Here is a 21,619-nt window from a genome sequence, read left to right as displayed (position 1 = left end):
CGCTTGATACACATCGTTTCCGTCAGAAGTTATCCCCCCGATGAATGGCTTGCGTTCAGGCGTAAACTGCTGTACCTGGCATACAGCTGGAGCGACAATCACGCGTTTCGCACTAAACTGAAGGAAGTTTTGCTTTTGACCCCCGAGCAGCTCCGCCAGCCCGGTTTCGCTCTCGTCTGCGGCTATGTCCGCACCGAGCTGGGACCGGAGCTGGCCGGTTTCAGTCTGATCATGGAGTATGGTACCAGGGCGTCCATCGTGGCGGTCAGACCGGTATACCGCGGCCATGGACTGGGGGCTCGTCTTTTTCATACTGCGCTCAGGCAGGCAAGCAGAAGGCGCAGAACACCTATCAGCTTTAAGGATCCGCAGTCTGCAGCCCACCCTGCAGAATTTAGCGCCAAGGCAGGTGAATTGCTATGCAGCCCGTCTTAGGCATTATGACACTCTACCTCAACAAGGCGAAGCAGTTCGAAGATCGGCGGGTTTATCAGAAAATGATCGAGGAAGGCCGCCGGCTCGGCCTGGACGTTTACGTCTTTACACCGGCGGATGTCCATCCGACACGCAGGCAGCTGCTGGCGCATGTTTTCGACCCATCCCAAGGCAAATGGACCCGGAAATGGCGTGAGTTCCCCCATATGGTCTTGGACCGCTGCCGCATTCAAAAGAGCGTGCGATTTCAGCAGCTTAAAAGCTTCCGGAATAAGTACAGCCACCTGGTGTACTTGAACCGTCCGCTCCGCAACAAGTGGACGATTCATGAGGTACTTTCCACCAGAGCCGCCTTCAAGCCGCACTTGCCGGAAACCGTCTTTTACCGGAGCTACAAAGACATCGAAGAGATGCTCAAAAAGACCCGTCTGATCTATCTAAAGCCTGTTAACGGTACCGGAGGACGGGGAATTCTGCGTATTGAACATTTAGGTGCAGATGACAAGTACTATGTAATTCAAGGGCGGAATATGAAACGGCAGATCATCCCCCGCAAACGGATCCACCGGACACGGCTGCAAGCATGGCTGCATTATTGGAACCTGGACCAATATTTGATCCAGGAAGGCATACCTAATGAGCTGGAAAGCGGCCGGGTACATGATTACAGAATGCTTGTGCAGAAAAACGGTCAGGGCAAATGGGAGGTAACAGGCTGCGCGGGGCGCGTCGGTCCGGTCCGCAGCGTAACTTCCAATCTGCACGGGGGCGGGCGGGCCATTTCCATGAAAACCCTGCTGGAACACTGGATTAAAAGCGACGAGCTGCGGGAGCGCGTTCAGGAAGATGCAGGCAAGCTGGGCATTCAAGTTGCCTCATTTCTGGACTCGGAATATGGCGGGTTATGTGAACTGGCTTTAGACCTGGCGATTAATAAAGAGGGGAATATTTATCTGCTGGAGGTCAATCCCAAGCCTTCCAGGGAAGTGTTTGCGCGGATCGGGGAAAAGGATACCTATAGAAAAGCCATCATTCGGCCGCTTGAATACGCATTATGGGTGTATCGGACCAGACTGGCTACAAGCGAAGCGGTAAAAAGAGTGAAGACCGTGAAGAATGTGAAAGCTGTCAAGAAAGGGAAAGCTTCAAAAATCGTGAAGAATGCGAAAATCGTGAAACCTGCAAAGCCTTTCATCGGGAGAAAAAAGAAAAGGAAAAGTCCCGCCTGAGCGGGACTTTCTTCTCCGAAAAAAGGTCATTGCGCCTCTTTGTAAAGGCGAAGCAGCTCTGTAAAATCATTGATGATCACATCAGAGCCCTTCAGTTCATCTTCCCTGCCGAAGCCGGCGTATGCGCAGCCGATGACCGTCTGTCCGTTTTCTTTGCCAGCCTCCACGTCAGAGGAACGATCTCCAACCATCCACGCGCTTGATACGCGGTGTTTTTCCAGGAGCAGTTCAACCAGATGGACCTTGGAAGACGTATTGTACTCCCCCGCGCTGTACAAGCCTTCAAACAGTGGCAGCAGCTCATGCGCAGCCGCCACCCCTTTGACATAATCCTCAAGTCCGTTGCTCGCAACAAACAGCCGAACTCCCTGATCATGCAGCGCCTGCAGTGTCTTCTTGACCTGTGGATACAGCTGATGGCTTCCGTGCTTCAGGCCTTCGATTTCCAGTTCCAGCAGCAGCTCATCCGCCCGCGCGCGGGCAGCGTCACTCGCTTCGGGCATCACCCGCATCCATATATCACTTAGCAGCATGCCGAGGCTGTTCAGCATTCTCTCCTCCGGCGGGGTCTCCCCTTCAAAAAGCCCTTCCGCGCGCAGCGTGTCGAACAGCTTGTGGTACGCCGGCAGCAGCAGGGTTTCCGTCTGAAACAAGGTGCCATCCATATCGAAAATCATCGCTTCCGGCTTCTTCAAGAGCTTTGCGGTTTCCATCCTCACTTATCCATCCTTCCGTAATCCATAGCAGTGTAAGCATCCCCTGTAATCATAAGCAAAAACGGAGAGCCGTGTAAACTAAAGAAGAAGGCTGCCTTAGAAACGGTCGAAGTAGCTGCCTGTGTCATCCTTGTTGTAAACATATCCGTACACACTCGCATCAGGGAAAAACTTGTACGCATCGTCACGCAGGTCAGACTTGAACGACGATTGGCGGTAAGAGCTCAGACTGTCCCAATCCTTCTTGGTTACGTACACTTTTACGGTTATTGAATCATCTGCTTTCCCCTCCAGCTTGAAGCTGAAAGTTGCTCCATAATAACTGCCGAAATCATTGGTCAATTGGCTCTCGATGTCCTCGATATCCACATCGGAGCTCAGATTTACCTCTCCTCTGCTGCTGACAGTGAAGGACGATAGTTTGGAGGAATCGTAAATTTTGCCCGTTATTTTGGCATCTTCGTATTCAGCCCGCAGATCATCAACGATGTCCTGCAGATATCTTCTCTGCGTGGCGGTCGAAAGCTCGCGCCAGCCGTCTTTATTCACATCGATTCTGACAGTAATATCGTCTTCGTCACCGCTCAGTGAGATCCGCGAAGAAGTTTTTTTGTATCTGTCATATTCGTCCTTGAGCTCGTCCTCCATCTCGTCCAGATCCATTCCCGAGCTGCCGCTCAGGCTGACCTTGCCGCTGCTGCTGACAGAGAAGGATTCCAGCTTGCCGGAATCATAAATGCCGCCGGAAATATCCGCGTCTTTATATTCATTCAGCAGGTCGTCCACAATGTCCTGAACGAAGTCCTTTTTCACGCTGCTGGTCAAATCTCTCCATTTAGACTTATTGACATCAATTCTGACGGTAATATCGTCCTCATCCCCTTTGAGAGAGATTTCGGCGTCCGTTTTTTTGTAGTCCCCATACCGGTCGTTCAGTTTATCTTCCATTTTATCAAGGCTGCTGCCTTTATTTTGCTCGGCTTTAAGTTTCTCAATATCCGCCTTCAAAGATGTAATTTGAGAATCCTTGCTTGAAATGGAAGTTTTGGTAGTCGTCAGTTCCTGGTTCAGGCTGTTAATCTGGCTGTTTAAAGCCGTCAGCGTGGAATTGTCCACGGCCCCGGCTGACCCGTTGTCAGTGATAATCACCCGTTTATTGGTGCCATCCCAGGATACATTTTTGTTCAGGGCAGTCCCTACCATACGGAGCGGAAGATAGGTCGTACCATTGATCATAAAAGGCTCGCTTTCGGCATCATATGAGACTGCAGTACCGTTATACGTAATGCCGATATTGTTATACACCGCCTTAAGGGTCTTGGTGGCTTGGGCCGCATATGTAGTCTGGCTGAAAATCACTCCGGAAGCGGTAAGTACGGTTACTGCGGTCAGGGCAATGGTTTTTTTCTTGGATTTCATGACTGTCGTCTTCTCCTTTTCTATCAAATTTGCTCTCATCCTACTGCTTGATAGATACAGATGCCCAAAATTCATTATTGGACTTAAAAACGCAGCTTTTCCCTCCAAACAGAGAAAAAATGGATAGGCTTATTCTACTAGGGTAACATTAATAGGATGATTTGATAACCCTTTAGGCCATTTTTCCGGTTAAAATCTTCCTGTTTTTTTGATGCTTACTGCAAAAAAAAGACTCTACCGGCGGGCGGTAAAGTCTCATATTTCCGTTCTGAATTCAAATCGGTCCCTGAAGTAAAATCCTCCGTTAATCTTCACAGCTTCGGGAGTAAACTTCTCGATCGGTCCCCCACTATTTACAACTACATCTGAAATATGATCCATCGGCATGACTACATGAACCTTCACTTGAGCTGCGACAGCTGCAAATAATTCCAAATCTGTATGTAATATCTTGTATGTAGAGTTCATTTCTATCACCTCGTCTCCTTAGATGTCTGTATTCGACATCTTTTTCCCAATCCCTCCTTTTGAACCATGAAAAAAGCACTGATATTAAAAAAATTTTAGGCACTATTTCTTTCAACTTTGTAGCCCCTACATATCGGACCTGCCCGGCGCCCTGCCGACCGCTTGCGACCAGAGATAGGCCCTGTGTAATATATCCCAAACTATTGGCCCTTTTCCTTTGACATACTTTGGGCGTTCATTCTTATACAGCTTCATGAGCCGGTGTTTTTCGCTGGCATACCTTAAGCCGTCCTCCGGATGTGTCCGCAAATAGTCCCTGAAGACCAGGGTTACCTGTTCCGCCAGGCTTCCCGCCTGCCGTACATGGATATGGGTCCTGCGTGCTCCCGGCACCTCGCGGAAATATCTTTTCGTCTTGTCCGGATTTTCCTCCCTTAACACGAAGCCCACGCTTTCAATCTTGTGCCTATAGCTGGGCAAGTCATCATAGTCGGAAACGGAGATCTGAATATCGATGATTGGCTTGGCATCCAATCCGGTCACGGAAGTAGAACCAATATGATCGATCCGCACAGCCACCTCCCCCAGCGACTCTCTTAATTTGCTTGCCGTCTCCGCAAACAACTGTTTCCACTCCGTTTGATAGGGTGAAATTCTCCATTGGTCCTCCATGATTCCGCTCCTTTTAAGGCCGTTTCAACGCCAAAATTTTTAAAATCCGCCTTTTGCATTCGCAAACTTATGTAATATCCTGCAATTTCATCGAACAACTCAAAGGATTCATTGGGAAAACGATACCTGTAGAGCGTGGTATTCCTGATTCGTTCATACCAGTCTTTTTCCACCGTGATGACGACATCTGCTGAAGATAAGCCGAAAAATTTAATCTGGGTGGGTTGACGGACAAAAGAGACTGCCGTCAGTTTGTAGCAGCCTCTTTTGGAAAAACGTATAGTATCTTCTATATGAACTGAAAACGATATCAAAGTCAAGGGAACAGTTATGCCCTTACGCCTCGGCATCCACAGGCCGGACCAGCCTGACCGCAAGCCCATGCCGCGGCGAACAAAGAAAGCTCACCAAAAACACAATTCCCGTCGAGAATGCCATCGAGCCGGAAATCGAGGTATCCAGCCACAGCGCTATATAATATCCCATGAATGCAGAGAGCACGCCGAACAGTCCGCTCAGCCCCATCATGACCAGCAGACGATCCGTCCACAAGTAGGCGGCCGCGGCCGGGGTAATCAGCATAGCTACAACCATAATGGCACCGACAGCGTCAAATGCGGCCACCGTTGTGATCGAGACAAGAGACATAAATACATAATGCATCAGCACCACGGGGATGCCCAGACTGGCGGCCAGCGCAGGGTCAAACGAAGTGATTTTCCACTCCTTATAGAAGGCAAGGATGACTGCCAGCACGATCATCAGGACCAGTGATAACAGAAAAACGGCTGCAGGCACTTCCCCAATCCAGGGCAGATGCATCAGCTCCCAGGGGATAAAGGTGATTTCCCCCATCAGTGTATGCTGGATGTCCAGATGGGCATTGCCCACCCGTGTGGCGATCAAAACCACCCCAATCGCAAACAGGCCGGTAAACACCACCCCGATGGAGGCCTCCTGCTGCACGCCCCGCGCATGAAGCCATTGAACAAACAGTGATGTAAGGAGCCCTGCTGCTACAGCACCGATGAGCATATGCACTCCACTTAACTCACGCGTAACGAGGTAAGCGACGACGATGCCCAGCAGCACCGTATGGCTGATCGCATCCGCCATCATGGCCATTCTGCGCAGAATCAGCAGCACACCGATAAAACCGCAGGATAGCCCTACCAATGAAGCGGTTATCAATATCCATCCGCTATAAGACATGTGTCATCCTCCCCTTTCAACGGACTCGCGGGCAGTTGTCTGCTTCGTCGCTTCCAGCCTTTGGGCACGCTGCTGCAAGAAGGTGACAAGTAACCCTTTACGTGAACCGAACGACAATGAAACGACAAACAGGAAAGTGGCTGAAAGCACGATGAATGGCCCTGTCGGCCATCCGTCGCCCATGGCGCTGATTAATGTGCCCGCAATGCCCGAGCCACCGCCGAACAAAGCCGCCAAACCCAGCATCGCCGTATAGGAATGTGTCCAGTAGCGGGCGCTTACACCAGGGATAATCAGTAGAGCCGCCATCAAAATGACCCCCGCCGCCTGAATCCCGATGACGATCACAAGCACCAGCAGAACCATATATACCATGTTCATCACACGGCCGGACAGTCCGAGTCCGCCGGCGAATTGCGGATCAAACAGAAACAGCTTCCATTCCTTCCACCCTGCAATTGCGGCAACAAATACGAGCAGCGTAATACCAATCATCGTATATACATCCTGTCTTACCATCGACGCCGACTGACCGAAAATAAAGCTGTCCAGACCGCTTTGTTGTCCGCCAGGCATCCTGTTGACGAGCGTAAGCAGCATAATTCCAAGTCCAAAAAAGACGGACAGCACAATTCCCATCGCCGCATCTTCCTTGACGCGACTTGACGTCCGAATCCAATGAATGAACAGCGCGCCCAGCAAGGCGCTTAAGGCCGCACCGGCAAGCATGACCGGCAGGCTTTTCGTCCCCAGAACAGCGAATCCCGCAACCACGCCCGGAAGCGCGGCATGGGATAATGCGTCGCTCATCAGGCTTTGTCTCTTCCAATAGGCAAAGCAGCCGATGACACCGGCCGCCATACCCAGCATCATGGTGCTCAGGAGCACCCATTGCGTGTTAGCGGACAGTGTAATCATCCCAGCTTATCCCCCATCCAGCGTAATGAGCCGCCATACGTTCTCGTGATATTGGCCTGATTGAATACCTCCGCTGTCGGTCCGTGCGCCATGACGGTCCGGTTCAGCATCAGCACATGATCGAAATACTCCTCCACCGTCTGTAAATCATGATGAACAACCATGACCGTACGCCCTTTGCTTTTGAGCGTGTTCAGGGTGTCCATAATGACCTTTTCCGTGGCCGCATCCACCCCGGCAAGCGGCTCATCCAGGAAATACAGGTCGGCATCCTGCACAAGTGCTCTAGCAAGAAACACCCGCTGCTGCTGCCCGCCGGATAACTGGCTGATCTGGCGGTCGGCATAGCTGCCGAGCCCCATCTCCTCCAGTGCAGACATAGCCAGCTCCCGGTGCTCGCGCTTAGGCCATTTTAACCAGCCGATTCGGCCATACAGCCCCATCATGACCACATCCAGCGCGTTTGTAGGAAAGTCCCAGTCCACCGATCCCCGCTGCGGCACATAACCGATTCTTGATTTGACCTGGGCATAGGAAGCTCCAAAACAGGTCACCGCTCCTGACAATCGCGGATGAAGCTCCAGAACGACTTTCAACAGGGTGGACTTCCCGGCACCGTTCGGTCCCACAATCGCCGTCAGCGTTCCCGGCTGTACCTGAAAGCTTACATTGTTCAGCACTTTGTTTTTGCGGTATGAAGCGGTTAGCTGCTCTACACTCAATACGCTGTCCATGTTAATCCCCCTTTCCACTCAAAGCTTTATGGATCGTATCTACGTTGTGGCGATACATGCCGATATAGGTGCCTTCTTCCGTATCCGCCGCTCCCATGGCATCGGAGAAAAGCTCACCACCAAGAGAGACCTGCAGCCCCTTCTGTTTGGCGCCTTCGATGACTGCGTTGACAGAAGCCGGGTTGATGCTGCTTTCCACAAATACCGCAGGCACGTTGTGCTCCAGAAGAAGATCGACGGTATGCTCAATGTCCGAAAGTCCGACCTCATCCTCTGTGCTTAGTCCCTGCAGTCCCACCACCTCAATATCCAGCATACGCCCAAAATAGCCAAAGGCGTCATGCGCAGTAATAAGCACTCTCTTTTCCTCCGGGATTTCCGCTATTTTATCTGACGCTTCCTGCTTCAGGCGGTCCAGCTCTGCAAAGTAGGCTCTTTTGTTTGCTTCAAATTCATCCGCATCTTCAGGAGAGGCCTTCTTCAGTTCCTCCACTGCCGCGTCAAGCGCCTGTTTCCACAAATCAATATCAAACCAAACGTGCGGATCAATGGCTCCTCCCGTATCCTTCAGCAGCTGCTCCTCCGGAAGAGTATCCCCGATCCCGACTGCAGGTTTGTTCTTCCCAAGCTGCTCGAACACCTTGAGCATATTGGCCTCCAGATGCAGCCCGCTGTACAGGACCATTTCAGCACCGTCAAGCTTCTTGATATCCCCCGGCGTCGGTTTGTATAAATGCGGATCCACTCCAGGCCCCATCAAGCTTTCCACCTGAACCCGGTCGCCTCCGATGATGGAGACGGGTTCGGCAATTTGGGCAATGGTTGTTACGACACGCAATGGCTGCCCAGGATCACGGGCTTCCGGCGGGCTTCCCGCCGCTGAGGAACAAGCCGAGAGCATAAGCGCCAGTCCTAGTGCCAAACACAGCCTTACCTGCCTTTTGCTTCTGAAAATGCTCTTTTTCATTAATTTAACTCCCTTCACCACTTTTTCACGAATGAAAAAAATATTTCTTATGTACAATAAGTTTCCTTAAGGAAACATTTATGTTTAAATACAAGTTATTTGAACGAAGTCATTTTGTCAATAGTTTTTTTGAGAAAAACAGGCAAACAAAAACCGCCTCCGGGCTATACCGGAAACGGTTAATGTATAAAGGTTATTTTATACATATCCGAGAATTGTGCGGGGCCTGCTGCAAATCACAATGCTCCAACCTCAAGCAAGGCCCGTAAAAAATGGGAGTCGTTCCGCATAAGAACGATTCCCATTTTTTTAACTCCAGTTTATCTTGAGTGAATGTATTAATTCGATTCCCCTCTAAAAGAAGCCTCCAGGGCACCCGTATCTTCAAAACCCCGGAAGTACTTAATCTTGCCGTCTTCCACTTCGCACACGACAGCCCAATAGCTTTCAAATATTTTATTGGTCGGTCGCACCCGATGCTGAAATCGTCCCCAGGCAAAAGCTGTGATTTCGTCGCCCAGTACCTTATGGATTTCAAATTCCTGGGTATCGAGATCTCTTTGAAACTTGGACAACAGCGTCCTTACGCCTTCTACCCCATAATACGTCCCATAAAAATGATGTCTGTCCGTCTCTTGCTCGAATGCCGCGATAAACTCTGCATCTCTGTGAACATAATTGAGTGCCTTGTCCATATCCTGCAAATTTTGAAAATACTGTTGTAACACTTGGGCAGCTTTCATATAACATCGGTCTCCTTTTTCGAGATTGAGTTTACCTTATTGCATTGCTTTAAGCAGGCCGGAAATGGTACCCAGGTGAATTCCCTCGTGAATCAAAGCAAAATTGAACAGCTCGCCTGCCGTATCGAATTGGAATGGTCCCATAACATATGGCGATTTCAATGCCGCGGTCAGCATGGAAGGCGTCAGCTCGGAGAAGCGGGAAAGCTGCATCGTCAACATTTGCATCAATTCTTCTTTGCCCGGAGGAGCTATGGACCAGGATGACGGTTTGGTTCCGGAGTTAAACAATGACTCATAATGCTCCGGAATCGAAGACGGGACATCTAGGCAAAGTGTGGAGTAACGATCCATCCAATAGATCATGTGACCAACATTCCAGCGGATTGTGTTGTTAAAGCCCTTGGGCTGCACGTCCAGCTGCTCCTCAGAAACTGCTTGAACCTGACCAATGACAACCTGACGGAGCACTTTACTTGTGTGGATAATTGCCTGACTCATAAGAGACGCCTCCTCTTTTTGATGTTGCTGTATATAGTTCCAGTGTAGTCGTCCCCTGAACACGCAACAATCACACGATTCCGATCCAATGGATCGGTATTACTAATGGATCAATAGTCAGCTAGTGAAAATAATCCAAGTCTTCGTTATACTGGAGGCAAGCAAGATCTGCTTTTGCGCGAAACAAAACAACAGATAAAGGGGCATCGCGGAATGGAACTTAGACAGCTCCAGTACTTCGCTGCTATATGCAAGGAGATGCACTTCTCCAAAGCGGCAGAAAATCTCTGTACGACTCAGTCGAATCTCAGTCAGCAAATCAAGTTTTTGGAAAATGAACTGGGGGTTCCGTTGTTTGACCGCATGGGGAGACGGATTGCTTTAACGGATGCGGGGCAGATCCTTCTGGAGCAGAGCAAGCTAATTTTCGAGCGTATAGACTATATTCAAGCGGCCATAGCGGATCTGAAGCAAATCGAGGGGGGAAGACTGGACATCGGCATCCTGCCCGGAGACGGAGATCTTTTATTTGACGCTCTGCTGATCGACTTTCATCGGTCGTATCCCAAGCTGTCGATTAAGGTCACGGAGACGACGGATGTATACGAACAGGTTGTTGACGGCATTCGGGATCTCGGTGTTACCACGACACCTGACAAACCTGATGAGCGAATATCCGTTATCCCGCTGTTCCATGAAGAGTTTGTTTTAGCTGTAAGGTCGGACCACCCTGCTGCAAAATTGAAAGCCATTCCTTTTGAACAATTACAGCACATGAAGATGGTCATGTTCGGGCCGGAGCACCAGATTTCGAAGGTTATGAACGCCTGCTGTCAGCAAAAGGGAATTACACTCGACAGCCCCATTATAACTTCTACTCTATCAACTCTGCTTTCCCTGGTCGAGCAGGGTGTCGGAGCATGCATTCTCCCCCGGCTGTTAGTGGACTATCTTAATCGGGAGCAGATCACCGCCGTTACACTGCTGAATCCCACACCAAGTCAAGATATTTGCATCATCTATCGTGCAGACAGGTTTATGGGCAAAGCAGCGAAGTTGTTCATTGAGGTATTGCAATCTTACATCCAAAGCGTCATGGAGCACAGCAGCCGATCCTTAGGCTGAGCGCTTCTACTTTCTCATGATCAATTTGCCGGGCACAAAAAAACAACTGTAAGAAATCATGTTACATGTAAGAATCATACAGAAGGAGGTTTTTTCCATGATGGATTTTAGAAACCCACCTGACCAATATGATCCTGAAGCCCATAAGAAAAAGCACCCCGCAGGATGCTTCGTCAACGCAAAAAACGAACTGCCCAGAAGCCTATAATCAGCAACAGGCCGATGCCGCCAATGACGCCGGTGGTTTTGTTATTACGCTGCTTGTTCAGCTTTCGATTCATAAATACGCAGATGATGAGCCATACAACCACCATGCCGATAAGCAACCACACTTTATTTCCTTCCAAGCCTTCCAAGTCGTTCGCAGTTGTTAACCTTAATATGTTCACGGGACCCCCCTGCTCCAATTAAAATTTGACATTAGGGAGGTTTTCCCAATTGGCCTGAAACTATACGATGCCTGCTGCACCTGACCAATTTCACTCAGAACGTTAGATAAACTGCTTCATGATTTACGGGTTAGAAGCTCATACACCAGCGGAAATGTTGTAAAACCATCGCTGCCCAGGAAATGTCCTCCTTGGTCAAGCTCATGAAAGTCAGCGTCTATATTCCGGGCCAACTCCTTACTGAATTCCACAGGGACGATCTCATCATTTTTGGAAGCAACAACGATCGGTGTCCCGGCAACTGCCACTTTGATTTTGTCGAAATCAAACGGCTCTCTTGTAAATTCATCCAATATGGGCAGGCTGGGCAAGGGTTTAGTAAAACCGGAAACAAGAATAATACCTCCCGCCTGCTCGGATGGGCCCAATTTCTCCAAAAATCTTAATACAGCAGCGCAGCCCAAGCTATGAGCAACGATGTAAGTTCCTTTATGGATATCCCGGACATTCAGCGAAATTTCTTGTGTCCAATCCGCAAGCTCAGGCTTCGACGGACTCGGCATTTTTAAAATATCCGCACTTATGTTGTCCGAAGCCAGCTTGTTTTGGAGCCACTGAAACCAGTGATCTGCCGGGGATGCACTATAACCATGAACAATATACACGTGATCAATAATAGCAGTTACCTCCTTCCATTTTTAATGATTTTAATATCGTACCTATTTGTTAACAAGTACTTACCTTTGGGTAAGTCACTTGTTTTATAAAGTATTTGCAATGAAAAAAGACCGGCTTTCGTGCCAGTCTAGCAGCTTAAAAATAATAACCCCAGTTTTTAGTATACAACTCCTCAAATAATTTTTTATAGGTCGTTGATGGTTCTGAGGAGTCCTTTTCCTTGTAACGTTCAAATAAACCTACGCATTTTACTAAACAAGATTTAAGGTTCCCTATAGAGGATATTTGGAAGGCCCTAACCAAATAACTAAATCCTCCGGAGTATTGGCCGTTGCGTAGATAGTAGTCAGCCAGCTCGCTGGAGAGTCGGGCAGTCTGTTCATTTACAAGCTTTTTAGAATATATAACGTTAATCGCTTCTTGATGCTGCAAGTAATGCTTGATCTCCGGATCAAAGCGTTCAAGAATTTCATCAATATTAACATTAAACTTGTTCGCTGCATCAAGGATATTTAGCAGGGAAACAATAATCTCATCTTTTCTAGGTGCAATAAATTCTACATACTCAGAAAGTATGCTCATATCCCCGCAAAATAGTTTACTTACATAGGTATTTGCCTGTGCCCAGTCCTTAAATAGATTCATCCAATGAATCGTCTCTTCGTCTGTCTCCTTAACCCAACTTAAATCGGCATAAGCTTCTGTATACTTCAATGCCTGCTCATAATTCCTGTTCGCCTCATATGCGCTGGATATTAGTAAATCCGCGTATGCCACGTAAAAAAACGGCGGCCTGCTTAGTTTATTTTGTGCGTGTATTTCTTCTCTATCCCTCTGGAAGGTAAAATAGTGTATCTTCGCTTTCTCCCCCATTTTCCGGGCCATTTCTTCAACTTTATCCCATCTGCGCAGTGATCGGTATGTATTCGCTAGTTCTTTCAAGGCATCCAACTGATCCACTTCATCCAGACGTTCAACATATGGCTCAAACTGGATAGCCACCTGATTGTTGAGCTCCTGGTTATCGCCTAACCGGATTGTAAATAAACGAAATTGGCACAGGGCCAGACGCTCGGAATGCTGACTCTTTTCACTCATCGCTATGCTTTCGAACAGCACGGCTGCCGCTTCACGTTGATCACACTTAAAAAAGTCCTCGGCGACTTCAAACAGCAAAGGAGAGTATGTCAGATTATCCAATAACAACCCAACGGTCTGGCGGATGCATTCCAGCTTGTCCAATGCTGCGCAGCGGTACAGGAAAGGCCTGATTCTGCGCCAGTTCGGTACAGCCTCATTGAGATACTCCTCAATATACTGCTCATAGAAATGGCCTTCAGGCAAACCCAGAGCCGCCGTGAGCCGATCCAATTGAGTTACAGCCATAACCCTGTGTCCGTGCAGCAGTGAGCTCATGGTTCCCGCGTTGATCCCGGCCATTTGGGCCAAACGGGAAATGTTTAATTCCCCCTGTTTCATGAATTGTTCCAACTCCATGCGAATCGTGGTTGTATTGTACAAAATAAACCGCCCCTTAATCTGCTGCATTCGTATAATATTTCCTGTTCTTTGCTCTGCTTCAGTATACCACTTTCTGGAATGCTTGTGTATCTTTTTTAAGTGTTTTTTCAAAATTCTTTTTCAAGCCTTTCCCAGACCATTATTACTTTTAGGTAACTATATGACTTTAAAGTGCGTACTTTTAAGTTCACTTTTTTTGTCTCACAATCAAAGCAGAAGAAACCTGGGAGGGAAACATTGATGAAACAGGAGCACTCAGAAAAAAACAGTAAAACTGCATTGGTAGTCGGGGCCAACGGTGTCATTGGACGGAATCTTATTGATTATCTCTTGACGCTCCCTGACTGGAATATCATCGGGGTGTCACGGCGCGGCGGGAAAGATAGCGGTCGGCTGCGGTATATAGCGGCTGATTTACTGAATGAACAAGAAACACAGGAGAAATTGGGCATTCTGAACGAAGTGACTCATATTTTCTTCGCGGCTTATCAAGATCGCCCGACGTGGGCCGAATTGGTTGAGCCCAACCTGTCCATGCTTGTGAACGTGGTAAACGCGATCGAACCGATTGCCCCAAATCTGCAGCATATCAGCCTTATGCAGGGCTACAAGGTATACGGAGCACATCTCGGGCCTTTCAAAACACCGGCACGGGAAACGGATGCCTATCACATGCCGCCTGAGTTCAATGTGGACCAGCAGCAATTCCTCGAACAACGGCAGCCTGGAAGCAGCTGGACCTGGTCGGCACTGCGTCCGTCGGTCGTGTGCGGGTTTGCTTTGGGCAATCCGATGAACCTTGCCATGGTTATTGCCGTTTATGCTTCCATATCCAAAGAGCTGGGCTTGCCGCTCCGTTTTCCCGGAAAGCCGGGGGCTTATCACAGCCTGCTGGAAATGACGGATGCCGGGCTGCTGGCACGTGCAACAGTCTGGGCGGCAACCGAGCCGCGTTGCGCGAATCAGGCCTTTAACATCACGAACGGTGACCTTTTCCGCTGGAACGAGCTTTGGCCGAAGATTGCCGCCTTTTTCGAGCTTGAGACTGCCCCGCCGCTGCCGATGAAGCTGGAGACGGTTATGGCTGATAAGGAAATGCTGTGGAATGTTATGGTTGAAAAGTATGACTTGGAGAAAAATAGCTACCAGGACGTTTCTTCCTGGGGCTTCGGTGATTTCGTATTTTCATGGGATTACGACTTTTTTGCGGACGGGTCCAAAGCACGCCGCTTCGGTTTCCATGAATTCGTCGATACAGAAAGGATGTTTATAGACATCTTTACGGATTTCCGCCGCCGCAAAATCATTCCTTAATTATAGATACCGGTCCTCTATCATCAGGGGCCGGTATTTTCCTTATCCTCTACCTGTGGTGGTGTGAAAAGTATACTTACTTGATCCCCGTACACCCTTTCAGCATGCATATCTCCCCATCTGCACATGAGATGAAGAAGCTCTTTCAAGCTCCAGCCATATTCCGTCAATTCGTATTCGACCTTGGGCGGGACCTGGTTGTACGAAATACGTGCGACAATGCCAGCCTCTACCAGCTCGCCGAGCTGTTGAGTCAGCACTTTTTGTGTAACGCCAGGCATAAGCCGCATGAGTTCGCCGTTACGCTTTTTGCCGAAGGTCAGGTGAAAAAGAATGACCGGTTTCCATTTGCCGCCGATCACCTCAAGAAATGCTTCGACCGCTGTGTTATAAATTTTAATCGGCTCCTGCATCACCTTAACTCAGCCCCCTTTGACTTCACTTTACCGACTGGAGCACCGGTTTGCAAGCCAACCGTTCGATAAAACATACCTTGGCTAAAGATATTGAAGCGAATGAATCGGATTACTTTTTCAAAAAAGTATATTGCATTATTAAGTAATATAACTTATGATTTTTATGTACTCAATAATGTTGAGTAATTAGTTTGGAGGTAATGTCAATGAATGCGGAAATGCTGAAAGGAACAATCGATCTCCTCATTCTGTCTGTATTGGTCAGGCAAGATAACTACGGTTACGAAATCTCCAAAGCCATTAAAGAACAGACGGAAGGAGCCTTCGAAATTCAGGAAGCTACGCTGTATCTTTCTCTGAAGCGTCTGGAGAAGCAAGGGGCAATTTCTGCATATTGGGGGGATCAAAGCCAAGGCGGGCGGCGTAAATACTATACCGTAACTGAAGATGGCCGAGGATTGCTTGCAAAATTCATTTCGGACTGGAAGAAGACAACCGAGATTGTAAATCGGTTCATTTGAACTCGGGAGGTGAGAAAAATGGCGAATTTTTCACGGAAAGTTTTTAGTCTGGGAGAAATCAGATACACCTGGGTATTGCTGCTTTCTATTATCATTTGTATCGTTACATTCTTTTGCGATGAGCATTTGAGTCCCGACGACCAAATTTGGCTGGCCGTTTCGTATTATGCTTCCTTCATTTTGGCGACCATTTGGAGTGTGGCAAACTATGCAGGACATATTCAAATGAACAGCATATACCGTAAGCAAAACAACATCGATGCTTACGTATCCCAGCTCGCTCTCAACAAAGAAGATAAATTGGAGCTTCAAAATTATTTGGAGGATTTTGCTGCAGATCTCGAACAGCAAGGAAGGTCAAAAGAAGACGCCGCCAAGGAAGCAATTAATCAGTTCAAAGTCAAAGAGTTTCTCTCAATGTCCAAGCATACCCAACCTTTCGAATTGCATGGCCATCATTATTTGATCGGGTACGCTTTGCTTATGCTGGTCTCGGCACTTCTGCTGTTCATTCTCGACCAAGCCATTGCCCCGGGCACATTGCTTCTGTTCATTATGCAGGTCGTGTTGGCGGTTTATGGAGTTTGCTTCATAGCGTTATTTATGCTGTACAGAATTGCGGACAAACTCATTCACCGTAAACTGAAACAGTATTTTTCTTAAGAAACTAAGGAGTGTGCTGAAATGGAACATTGGATTACCGAAATTATGGATTCTTATGGCTACTTGGGCATTTTTCTGCTTATTGCTTTGGAAAACCTATTTCCTCCCATTCCTTCGGAGGTGATCCTTACCTTTGGCGGGTTTATGACCACTACGTCGGGGCTGAGTATAATCGGAGTGATCGCTGCCGCTACCGCCGGATCGGTAGCCGGAGCTATCTGTCTTTACGGTGCTGGAAAAATACTATCTGTTAACAGGCTGGAAACCCTTATCATGCGTTATGGAAAAGTTTTTCGTTTAAAGCCGGAAGACATCAGGAAAGCATATGCGTGGTTCGACAAATATGGGGCTTGGGCTGTATTCCTGGGCCGGTTAGTGCCACTAATCCGCAGTCTGATCTCTATTCCTGCCGGGAGTGCAGGAATGAGCTTTCCCCCGTTCCTGGTCCTCACCACGATCGGATCTCTGATCTGGAATACTGCTCTTGTGTATATAGGCTCGGCAGTTGGCGCTTCCTGGGAAACAATCGTAGGATACATGGACCTTTACTCAAATTCCGTGTATGCCCTTCTGGCACTGGGGATGCTTGTGATATGTTTTCTGTTTGTGCGCAAGCGAATTATTAAAAGCTGAGGATTGCCGATAATCCGGACAAAAGATAGCGGATGTTTGCCTAAACGCCAAACGTGCCGCTATCTCACCTTTTAAAGATAAACTTCTTTCGTATCGTCAGATATTTCTTCTATAGTCAGAAAATCAAAGTAAACAACCTGCCCTTTCCCCTGAGGACTGCACGCGTACAATCCAGCCAAAACGGGCTCGTTGTCCGGTATATCCATATGAGCTATGCGAATCTGGTTCCAATCTTGCCCGTTCCACGAGAAATCCACATAACAGTTCTGAGCAATCCTCGATATTCTGAAATACAGATTAACATCTGTGCGATCTACATATTGTGTTGACCAGTCTGAGTATCCGTGATTTGTAACTACAGCCCCCAATTTGCTAGGGCCATCAGGTATGTATTCTAAAGAAGTTTTAACCCACACATCCTCCGAATAGCGAATCATCAAACCCGCCTGATCATATTTTGACTTGGGAGAAGCTTGGACCTTTGTGGTCATCCGAAAATTTCGGTTTGTTTGGATAGATAGAAAATGTCCATTATCTGCCCGAAAACCGTAATGGGTCCGCTGCCAGAAATCCGTTTCTGCTTCTGTTTCTACAACAAGCTTTGAATGAGCTTTATCTACGAACCACTTGTTTGGCTCACACCGCCACTCAAGCTGGCTATTCCATTTTTCGGTGTCAAACTTCTCATTCAGAATCCATTTTTTCATGTTCATAAGCCTCCTGTGCACTCAATAGTCCCTATGGAACTCATTCCCAATCCATTGCGTAGTTATTACCAAAGGAGGGGATCCAAAATGTCTATTTCTAGCGGAATCTTTTTGATCCTGTTCGGTCTGATCAGTATTGCATTAGGTTTACTGTCCTTCCTGAAACCCTCAATCGGATGGTATATCAATGAAGGCTGGAAAGTAAAGGGAGACTCCGAACCCAGCGAAACTTATTTAAGTGTAACAAGGTTTGGAGGAATCGTTTCTATGATGCTTGGGGGAATTTTACTTTTTGCGGGTATTATGCATATTGTAGCATCTGTTTAATGATTAGAGTTACTTTACTTTCGAAAAAATGGAGGATTTACGATGGAAAAATCCATGAGATCAAAAATCACTTCAAGGGAGTTTTTGCAAAAGCCATTATGGAGTGCCCTGGATTGGTTTATTGCCATGCCGGGGACCATTATCCGCATCATTGCCAACTTGTTTTGATCACTTCCGGTTCCTATGGACAAGGCTGGCCATGATGCCGGCCTCTCGGCTTTCACGGATTTTGCTCTTCAGCGGGATGCAGGCCTGCTCGCGGATAAACCGATGCTCGTTTCCTCCCTTCTTGAGCACTCATACTTTATAGCAAACTGAAGGGAGATGATCATGTTGAAGATTTCCAAGTCGCTTTGCGACCGGTTAGCTGCAATTCTGGGCGGTACAGGAATGTCTGACGGCAAAAGCTGCTCCATTATGGTTGAGAGAAAGCTGGGGGCCAAAATCCTTGGCAGAAACTACGAAACCGAACATGAAATCGTCATTCAATCTCTGAAAAACGGAAAGACTCTGAATACAGGTGAAATTACCCTCTTGCAATCTGAGGTGCAGCGCTTTGTCAACGCCGCCCGCAGACGCAAACTGAAAATTACCGCCATACACAACCACTGGTTATTCGAAAAGCCAAGACTGATCTACCTCCACCTTGAAACCGTTGAAAATCCAATTGTTTTCGCCAGAAAATTAAGATCTGCTCTAGATGTTCTGAAGAAGTAACTTTCAGTAATCGCATTTCCTGAATAATTTCAATGTGGTAACATGAGAATAGAAATAAGGGAGGCGCAACCCTCCCCCAGGATAACGAGGTGTGCCTCACGGCGCGCATCTGTTACGATGAACAGCAAAACCCACCGAGGCTGTCAACCTTTTAGCGGTGGGTATTGCGCTTGTTACGTCTTTTTCTTCGTCAAAATACCTTCTTGCCTTCCCGATCCGACTTCAGAATTTCAACCGCCTCGCGGAAGCGGAGGGAATGGATGATCTCCCGTTCACGGAGGAATTTCAGTCCATCCTGCAGATCCACATCATCCGTCATGTCAATCAGCCACTGGTATGTAGCCCGTGCCTTCTCTTCGGCCGCAATGTCCTCATACAAATCCGCTATCGGGTCGCCCTTGGCCTGAATGTATGCCGCCGTCCAGGGAACCCCGTTTGCATTCTCGTAGAACAACGCCCGGTCATGCGCCACATAGTGAGGGTCCAGACCAGCCTCCTGCAGCTGCTCCACCGTGGCATCCTTGGTCAGCTTGTAGACCATGGTGGCAATCATCTCGAGGTGCGCGAATTCCTCTGTTCCGATATCATTCAGCAACCCAATCACTTTGTCCGGGATCGTGTAGCGCTGGTTCAGATAACGCAGCGCGGCCGCCAGCTCGCCGTCGGCTCCTCCATACTGCTCCAGCAGCAGTTTGGCCATACGTGGATCACACTTGCTGACACGAACGGGATACTGCAGCTTTTTCTCATAAATCCACACGGAACCATCTCCTCACTTTGGATTCCCGCTCTATACCTGCCATGGCCAAGGCGCTTTGCTCCATTCCCACGGATACTTGGAATAAGCATGGCCGAAATTCATCAGCGGGCCGTACAGAAGCTGAAAATGATGGGCCACCTGCATGCGGTCGCGTGTCAGCTGGTTGTACTGTTCAATCGCCTGCAGATCATTGGGATGGGTGTTCAGGTACAGATTGAGCTCCACCAGGACAAAATCAAGCTCCTGCAGCCGCTCAAGCAGCTCATAAAATTGTTCGTCACAGGGCACCGGCTGCTGGGTCCGCTCTTCATCGCTCATCCTCAGTCAGCCTCCTTTGTATTCATTTTCGACACATACGGGCTGTACAAATCAGGCCACAGGGTCCCCCGCCTCAGCGCCTCACTGGGACTGAACTGAGGCAGGCCCAGGGGCTGGAAATGGATGAACAGGTTCGGCGGAAGACTGTATGTTTTTAGCTTGATGGGCGGACAGGGATCAAATGGACCGATAAATGGAGCATACACACCCTCTTGCGGAAACTGCATAGTGTTCTTGGTATGCATAACATTCGTACCCATAACATTCTCATCCTTCACAACATATGCCTCCTTCCTTCTCTCGAAGCTGAAACCAAGTAGCTGAATGGCTTGCCGCTTATTGGACCTCTCTTTTCAAACGTATGCGGACATCGGGCAAAGCTGAACCGGAATCTTTGGAGGGAACAACAAAAAAGGCTCCCTTAGCCTTCCGGCTAATGAGAGCCTTTCTGATGACAGCGTAATGTCCTCTAAAATTTGATTTTAATCTGAAAAAGTCCGGCTTTCCTCATGGCTGAGTAGATAATGATGACAAGTGGACCGATGAAAAAGCCCACAACGCCAACGAGCTTGAAACCAATATACAAACTGATCAGGGCAGGCAGTGCCCCGATGCCGACCGCATCGCCGATGACCTTCGGCTCAATGACTCTGCGCAGTACCGTAATGGCGATAAACAGGATGATCAGCCCGATGCCTGTGAAGATATCGCCGGTAATGAACAGGTACACGGCCCATGGCACAAGGACGGAACCGACCCCCAGGATAGGCAGAAGGTCCACGAGCATGACCAGCAGCGCAATAGCCAGAGGGTAATCAACCCCCAGGATCAGCAGACCGATCAGCGTTTCTACATAGGTCAGAACACAGAGAATAATCTGGGCACGCAGGAAGCCAAAGATGGACTTCTTGAGGCTTGCAAGCACATCGCTGACCTGATCACGCGACTTTTCCTCGAAGAAGGACAGCACCGACGCCCGCATCGTATCCAGACTGAAAGAAAACAGATACACCGCTACACAGAATACAATAAAGAAAATGAACATATTCGGTATTTCCTTGGCAAACGAGAGCACACCGGATGAAAGCGTGTTGACCAGCGACATCGCATAATTGCTTACATTTTCCACAAAGGTCCCGATGCCGTTTGCCGTCTCCGCAGGAAGCTGCTTGAACAGGCCTTCGGCCTGCACGATCGTATTCTGTAAAAAGTCATTGGCGGACTGGAAGTAGGCAGGAGCGTTTCGCCAGTATTCGACCAGCTGTGTAAACAGCTGAAGCCCCAGTATGTAGGCCACTATGAACAGCAGCACAAGGAATGCAGAACAGCTGACCGTACATGCCACTACTCTGCTCATTTTCAGCCTGCTCATCAGAAACCCAACCAGGGGCTCCAGGAAGATGGCGATGATAAATGCGAGCAGAAAGGGGGCTCCGACGGTAAAAGTCCCGTACAGCAGGACGAGCCCCACTGCAATAATAATCAGTTGTTTCCCCGACATAATCCACTTCCCTTA

The 21,619-nt window shown here is 48.4% G+C and carries 29 protein-coding genes; 10 read left to right on the top strand and 19 right to left on the bottom strand.

Features of this window, described 5'->3' with window-relative positions:
- Positions 1-3: 3 nt before the first annotated feature.
- Together ACE5KN_RS23425 and ACE5KN_RS23420 are read left to right on the top strand one after the other, a co-directional pair.
- Positions 4-435, top strand: a complete 432-nt coding sequence (locus tag ACE5KN_RS23425) for a GNAT family N-acetyltransferase (protein ID WP_375527554.1) — start codon at positions 4-6, stop codon at positions 433-435.
- Positions 420-1,664 (top strand): YheC/YheD family endospore coat-associated protein, encoded by a 1,245-nt coding sequence (locus ACE5KN_RS23420; RefSeq protein WP_375527555.1) that lies wholly within the window; start codon positions 420-422, stop codon positions 1,662-1,664. Before ACE5KN_RS23425 ends, ACE5KN_RS23420 begins: the two co-directional genes overlap by 16 nt.
- A 26-nt stretch (positions 1,665-1,690) precedes the next feature.
- Here ACE5KN_RS23420 and ACE5KN_RS23415 read toward each other — a convergent pair whose 3' ends face one another.
- From ACE5KN_RS23415 to ACE5KN_RS23370, 10 genes are all read right to left on the bottom strand, one after another.
- Positions 1,691-2,377, bottom strand: coding sequence for an HAD family hydrolase (locus ACE5KN_RS23415; protein ID WP_375527556.1), 687 nt, complete (start codon positions 2,375-2,377; stop codon positions 1,691-1,693).
- A gap of 99 nt (positions 2,378-2,476) precedes the next feature.
- Positions 2,477-3,799 (bottom strand): stalk domain-containing protein, encoded by a 1,323-nt coding sequence (locus ACE5KN_RS23410; RefSeq protein WP_375527557.1) that lies wholly within the window; start codon positions 3,797-3,799, stop codon positions 2,477-2,479.
- 594 nt (positions 3,800-4,393) lie between these two features.
- The gene (locus tag ACE5KN_RS23405) at positions 4,394-4,939 is read right to left on the bottom strand and encodes a GrpB family protein (RefSeq protein WP_375527559.1); all 546 of its coding nucleotides are present in this window, start codon (positions 4,937-4,939) and stop codon (positions 4,394-4,396) included.
- Entirely contained in the window at positions 4,864-5,289 is a 426-nt protein-coding gene (locus tag ACE5KN_RS23400; RefSeq protein WP_375533166.1) for a DUF6886 family protein, read from the bottom strand. Before ACE5KN_RS23400 ends, ACE5KN_RS23405 begins: the two co-directional genes overlap by 76 nt.
- A complete protein-coding gene (locus ACE5KN_RS23395; protein WP_375527561.1) occupies positions 5,276-6,151 on the bottom strand; it encodes a metal ABC transporter permease in 876 nt (291 codons plus the stop codon). Before ACE5KN_RS23395 ends, ACE5KN_RS23400 begins: the two co-directional genes overlap by 14 nt.
- Positions 6,152-6,154: 3 nt before the next feature.
- Positions 6,155-7,069, bottom strand: a complete 915-nt coding sequence (locus ACE5KN_RS23390; protein WP_375527562.1) for a metal ABC transporter permease — start codon at positions 7,067-7,069, stop codon at positions 6,155-6,157.
- Positions 7,066-7,803, bottom strand: a complete 738-nt coding sequence (locus ACE5KN_RS23385; RefSeq protein WP_375527563.1) for a metal ABC transporter ATP-binding protein — start codon at positions 7,801-7,803, stop codon at positions 7,066-7,068. Before ACE5KN_RS23385 ends, ACE5KN_RS23390 begins: the two co-directional genes overlap by 4 nt.
- Before the next feature lies 1 nt (position 7,804).
- On the bottom strand, positions 7,805-8,770 hold the full coding sequence (locus ACE5KN_RS23380) for a metal ABC transporter solute-binding protein, Zn/Mn family (RefSeq protein ID WP_375527564.1): 966 nt from the start codon (positions 8,768-8,770) through the stop codon (positions 7,805-7,807).
- 338 nt (positions 8,771-9,108) lie between these two features.
- Positions 9,109-9,513, bottom strand: a complete 405-nt coding sequence (locus ACE5KN_RS23375) for a nuclear transport factor 2 family protein (protein ID WP_375527565.1) — start codon at positions 9,511-9,513, stop codon at positions 9,109-9,111.
- Between the two features lie 36 nt (positions 9,514-9,549).
- Positions 9,550-10,014, bottom strand: a complete 465-nt coding sequence (locus ACE5KN_RS23370; RefSeq protein WP_375527566.1) for a DinB family protein — start codon at positions 10,012-10,014, stop codon at positions 9,550-9,552.
- 213 nt (positions 10,015-10,227) lie between these two features.
- On the opposite strand from ACE5KN_RS23370, the gene ACE5KN_RS23365 reads away from it, so the two are divergent.
- Positions 10,228-11,139: a LysR family transcriptional regulator gene (locus ACE5KN_RS23365; protein WP_375527567.1), complete on the top strand. Its 912-nt coding sequence runs from the start codon at positions 10,228-10,230 to the stop codon at positions 11,137-11,139.
- Positions 11,140-11,312: 173 nt separating this feature from the next.
- Here the strand turns inward: ACE5KN_RS23365 and ACE5KN_RS23360 are convergent, their stop codons facing one another.
- From ACE5KN_RS23360 to ACE5KN_RS23350, 3 genes are all read right to left on the bottom strand, one after another.
- Positions 11,313-11,528, bottom strand: a complete 216-nt coding sequence (locus ACE5KN_RS23360; protein WP_375355328.1) for a hypothetical protein — start codon at positions 11,526-11,528, stop codon at positions 11,313-11,315.
- Between the two features lie 116 nt (positions 11,529-11,644).
- The gene (locus ACE5KN_RS23355) at positions 11,645-12,205 is read right to left on the bottom strand and encodes an RBBP9/YdeN family alpha/beta hydrolase (protein ID WP_375527598.1); all 561 of its coding nucleotides are present in this window, start codon (positions 12,203-12,205) and stop codon (positions 11,645-11,647) included.
- A 136-nt stretch (positions 12,206-12,341) separates the two neighbouring features.
- On the bottom strand, positions 12,342-13,754 hold the full coding sequence (locus ACE5KN_RS23350) for a helix-turn-helix domain-containing protein (protein ID WP_375527568.1): 1,413 nt from the start codon (positions 13,752-13,754) through the stop codon (positions 12,342-12,344).
- 213 nt (positions 13,755-13,967) lie between these two features.
- On the opposite strand from ACE5KN_RS23350, the gene ACE5KN_RS23345 reads away from it, so the two are divergent.
- On the top strand, positions 13,968-15,041 hold the full coding sequence (locus ACE5KN_RS23345) for an SDR family oxidoreductase (protein ID WP_375527569.1): 1,074 nt from the start codon (positions 13,968-13,970) through the stop codon (positions 15,039-15,041).
- A 23-nt stretch (positions 15,042-15,064) separates the two neighbouring features.
- Here ACE5KN_RS23345 and ACE5KN_RS23340 read toward each other — a convergent pair whose 3' ends face one another.
- Positions 15,065-15,454, bottom strand: a complete 390-nt coding sequence (locus ACE5KN_RS23340) for a winged helix-turn-helix transcriptional regulator (protein WP_375527599.1) — start codon at positions 15,452-15,454, stop codon at positions 15,065-15,067.
- Positions 15,455-15,663: 209 nt separating this feature from the next.
- Between ACE5KN_RS23340 and ACE5KN_RS23335 the strand changes: the two genes are divergently transcribed.
- Genes ACE5KN_RS23335 through ACE5KN_RS23325 form a run of 3 tightly spaced genes read left to right on the top strand, consistent with a single transcriptional unit; the run spans position 15,664 to position 17,274 of the window.
- A complete protein-coding gene (locus ACE5KN_RS23335; protein ID WP_355318042.1) occupies positions 15,664-15,978 on the top strand; it encodes a PadR family transcriptional regulator in 315 nt (104 codons plus the stop codon).
- Between the two features lie 18 nt (positions 15,979-15,996).
- Positions 15,997-16,641 (top strand): hypothetical protein, encoded by a 645-nt coding sequence (locus ACE5KN_RS23330; RefSeq protein ID WP_355318040.1) that lies wholly within the window; start codon positions 15,997-15,999, stop codon positions 16,639-16,641.
- Positions 16,642-16,662: 21 nt separating this feature from the next.
- Positions 16,663-17,274 (top strand): DedA family protein, encoded by a 612-nt coding sequence (locus ACE5KN_RS23325; protein ID WP_355318038.1) that lies wholly within the window; start codon positions 16,663-16,665, stop codon positions 17,272-17,274.
- Between the two features lie 71 nt (positions 17,275-17,345).
- Here ACE5KN_RS23325 and ACE5KN_RS23320 read toward each other — a convergent pair whose 3' ends face one another.
- Complete coding sequence (locus ACE5KN_RS23320) at positions 17,346-17,981, bottom strand: DUF1349 domain-containing protein (protein ID WP_375527570.1); 636 nt, start codon at positions 17,979-17,981, stop codon at positions 17,346-17,348.
- An 87-nt stretch (positions 17,982-18,068) separates the two neighbouring features.
- Between ACE5KN_RS23320 and ACE5KN_RS23315 the strand changes: the two genes are divergently transcribed.
- The 3 genes from ACE5KN_RS23315 to ACE5KN_RS23305 all read left to right on the top strand — a co-directional run bounded on the left by ACE5KN_RS23315 (position 18,069) and on the right by ACE5KN_RS23305 (position 19,025).
- The gene (locus ACE5KN_RS23315) at positions 18,069-18,308 is read left to right on the top strand and encodes a DUF6199 family natural product biosynthesis protein (protein ID WP_375527571.1); all 240 of its coding nucleotides are present in this window, start codon (positions 18,069-18,071) and stop codon (positions 18,306-18,308) included.
- Between the two features lie 42 nt (positions 18,309-18,350).
- A complete protein-coding gene (locus tag ACE5KN_RS23310) occupies positions 18,351-18,476 on the top strand; it encodes a hypothetical protein (protein WP_375527572.1) in 126 nt (41 codons plus the stop codon).
- A 162-nt stretch (positions 18,477-18,638) separates the two neighbouring features.
- Positions 18,639-19,025, top strand: coding sequence for a DUF1259 domain-containing protein (locus ACE5KN_RS23305; protein WP_375527573.1), 387 nt, complete (start codon positions 18,639-18,641; stop codon positions 19,023-19,025).
- A 190-nt stretch (positions 19,026-19,215) separates the two neighbouring features.
- Here the strand turns inward: ACE5KN_RS23305 and ACE5KN_RS23300 are convergent, their stop codons facing one another.
- From ACE5KN_RS23300 to ytvI, 4 genes are all read right to left on the bottom strand, one after another.
- Complete coding sequence (locus ACE5KN_RS23300) at positions 19,216-19,785, bottom strand: manganese catalase family protein (protein ID WP_375527574.1); 570 nt, start codon at positions 19,783-19,785, stop codon at positions 19,216-19,218.
- Positions 19,786-19,815: 30 nt separating this feature from the next.
- Positions 19,816-20,103 (bottom strand): spore coat protein CotJB, encoded by a 288-nt coding sequence (locus ACE5KN_RS23295; RefSeq protein ID WP_375527575.1) that lies wholly within the window; start codon positions 20,101-20,103, stop codon positions 19,816-19,818.
- A 2-nt stretch (positions 20,104-20,105) separates the two neighbouring features.
- Positions 20,106-20,330 carry a spore coat associated protein CotJA gene (locus ACE5KN_RS23290; protein ID WP_375527600.1) on the bottom strand — a complete coding sequence of 75 codons (225 nt, stop codon included), beginning with the start codon at positions 20,328-20,330 and terminating at the stop codon, positions 20,106-20,108.
- A 242-nt stretch (positions 20,331-20,572) separates the two neighbouring features.
- Positions 20,573-21,604 (bottom strand): sporulation integral membrane protein YtvI, encoded by a 1,032-nt coding sequence (gene ytvI / locus ACE5KN_RS23285; RefSeq protein ID WP_375527576.1) that lies wholly within the window; start codon positions 21,602-21,604, stop codon positions 20,573-20,575.
- Positions 21,605-21,619: the final 15 nt, after the last annotated feature.

The organism is Paenibacillus terreus, assembly GCF_042138595.1.
GTDB lineage: Bacteria > Bacillota > Bacilli > Paenibacillales > Paenibacillaceae > Paenibacillus > Paenibacillus terreus.
Note: the sequence above shows the minus strand (reverse complement) of the source record. Positions and strands in the feature narration are given on the sequence as shown.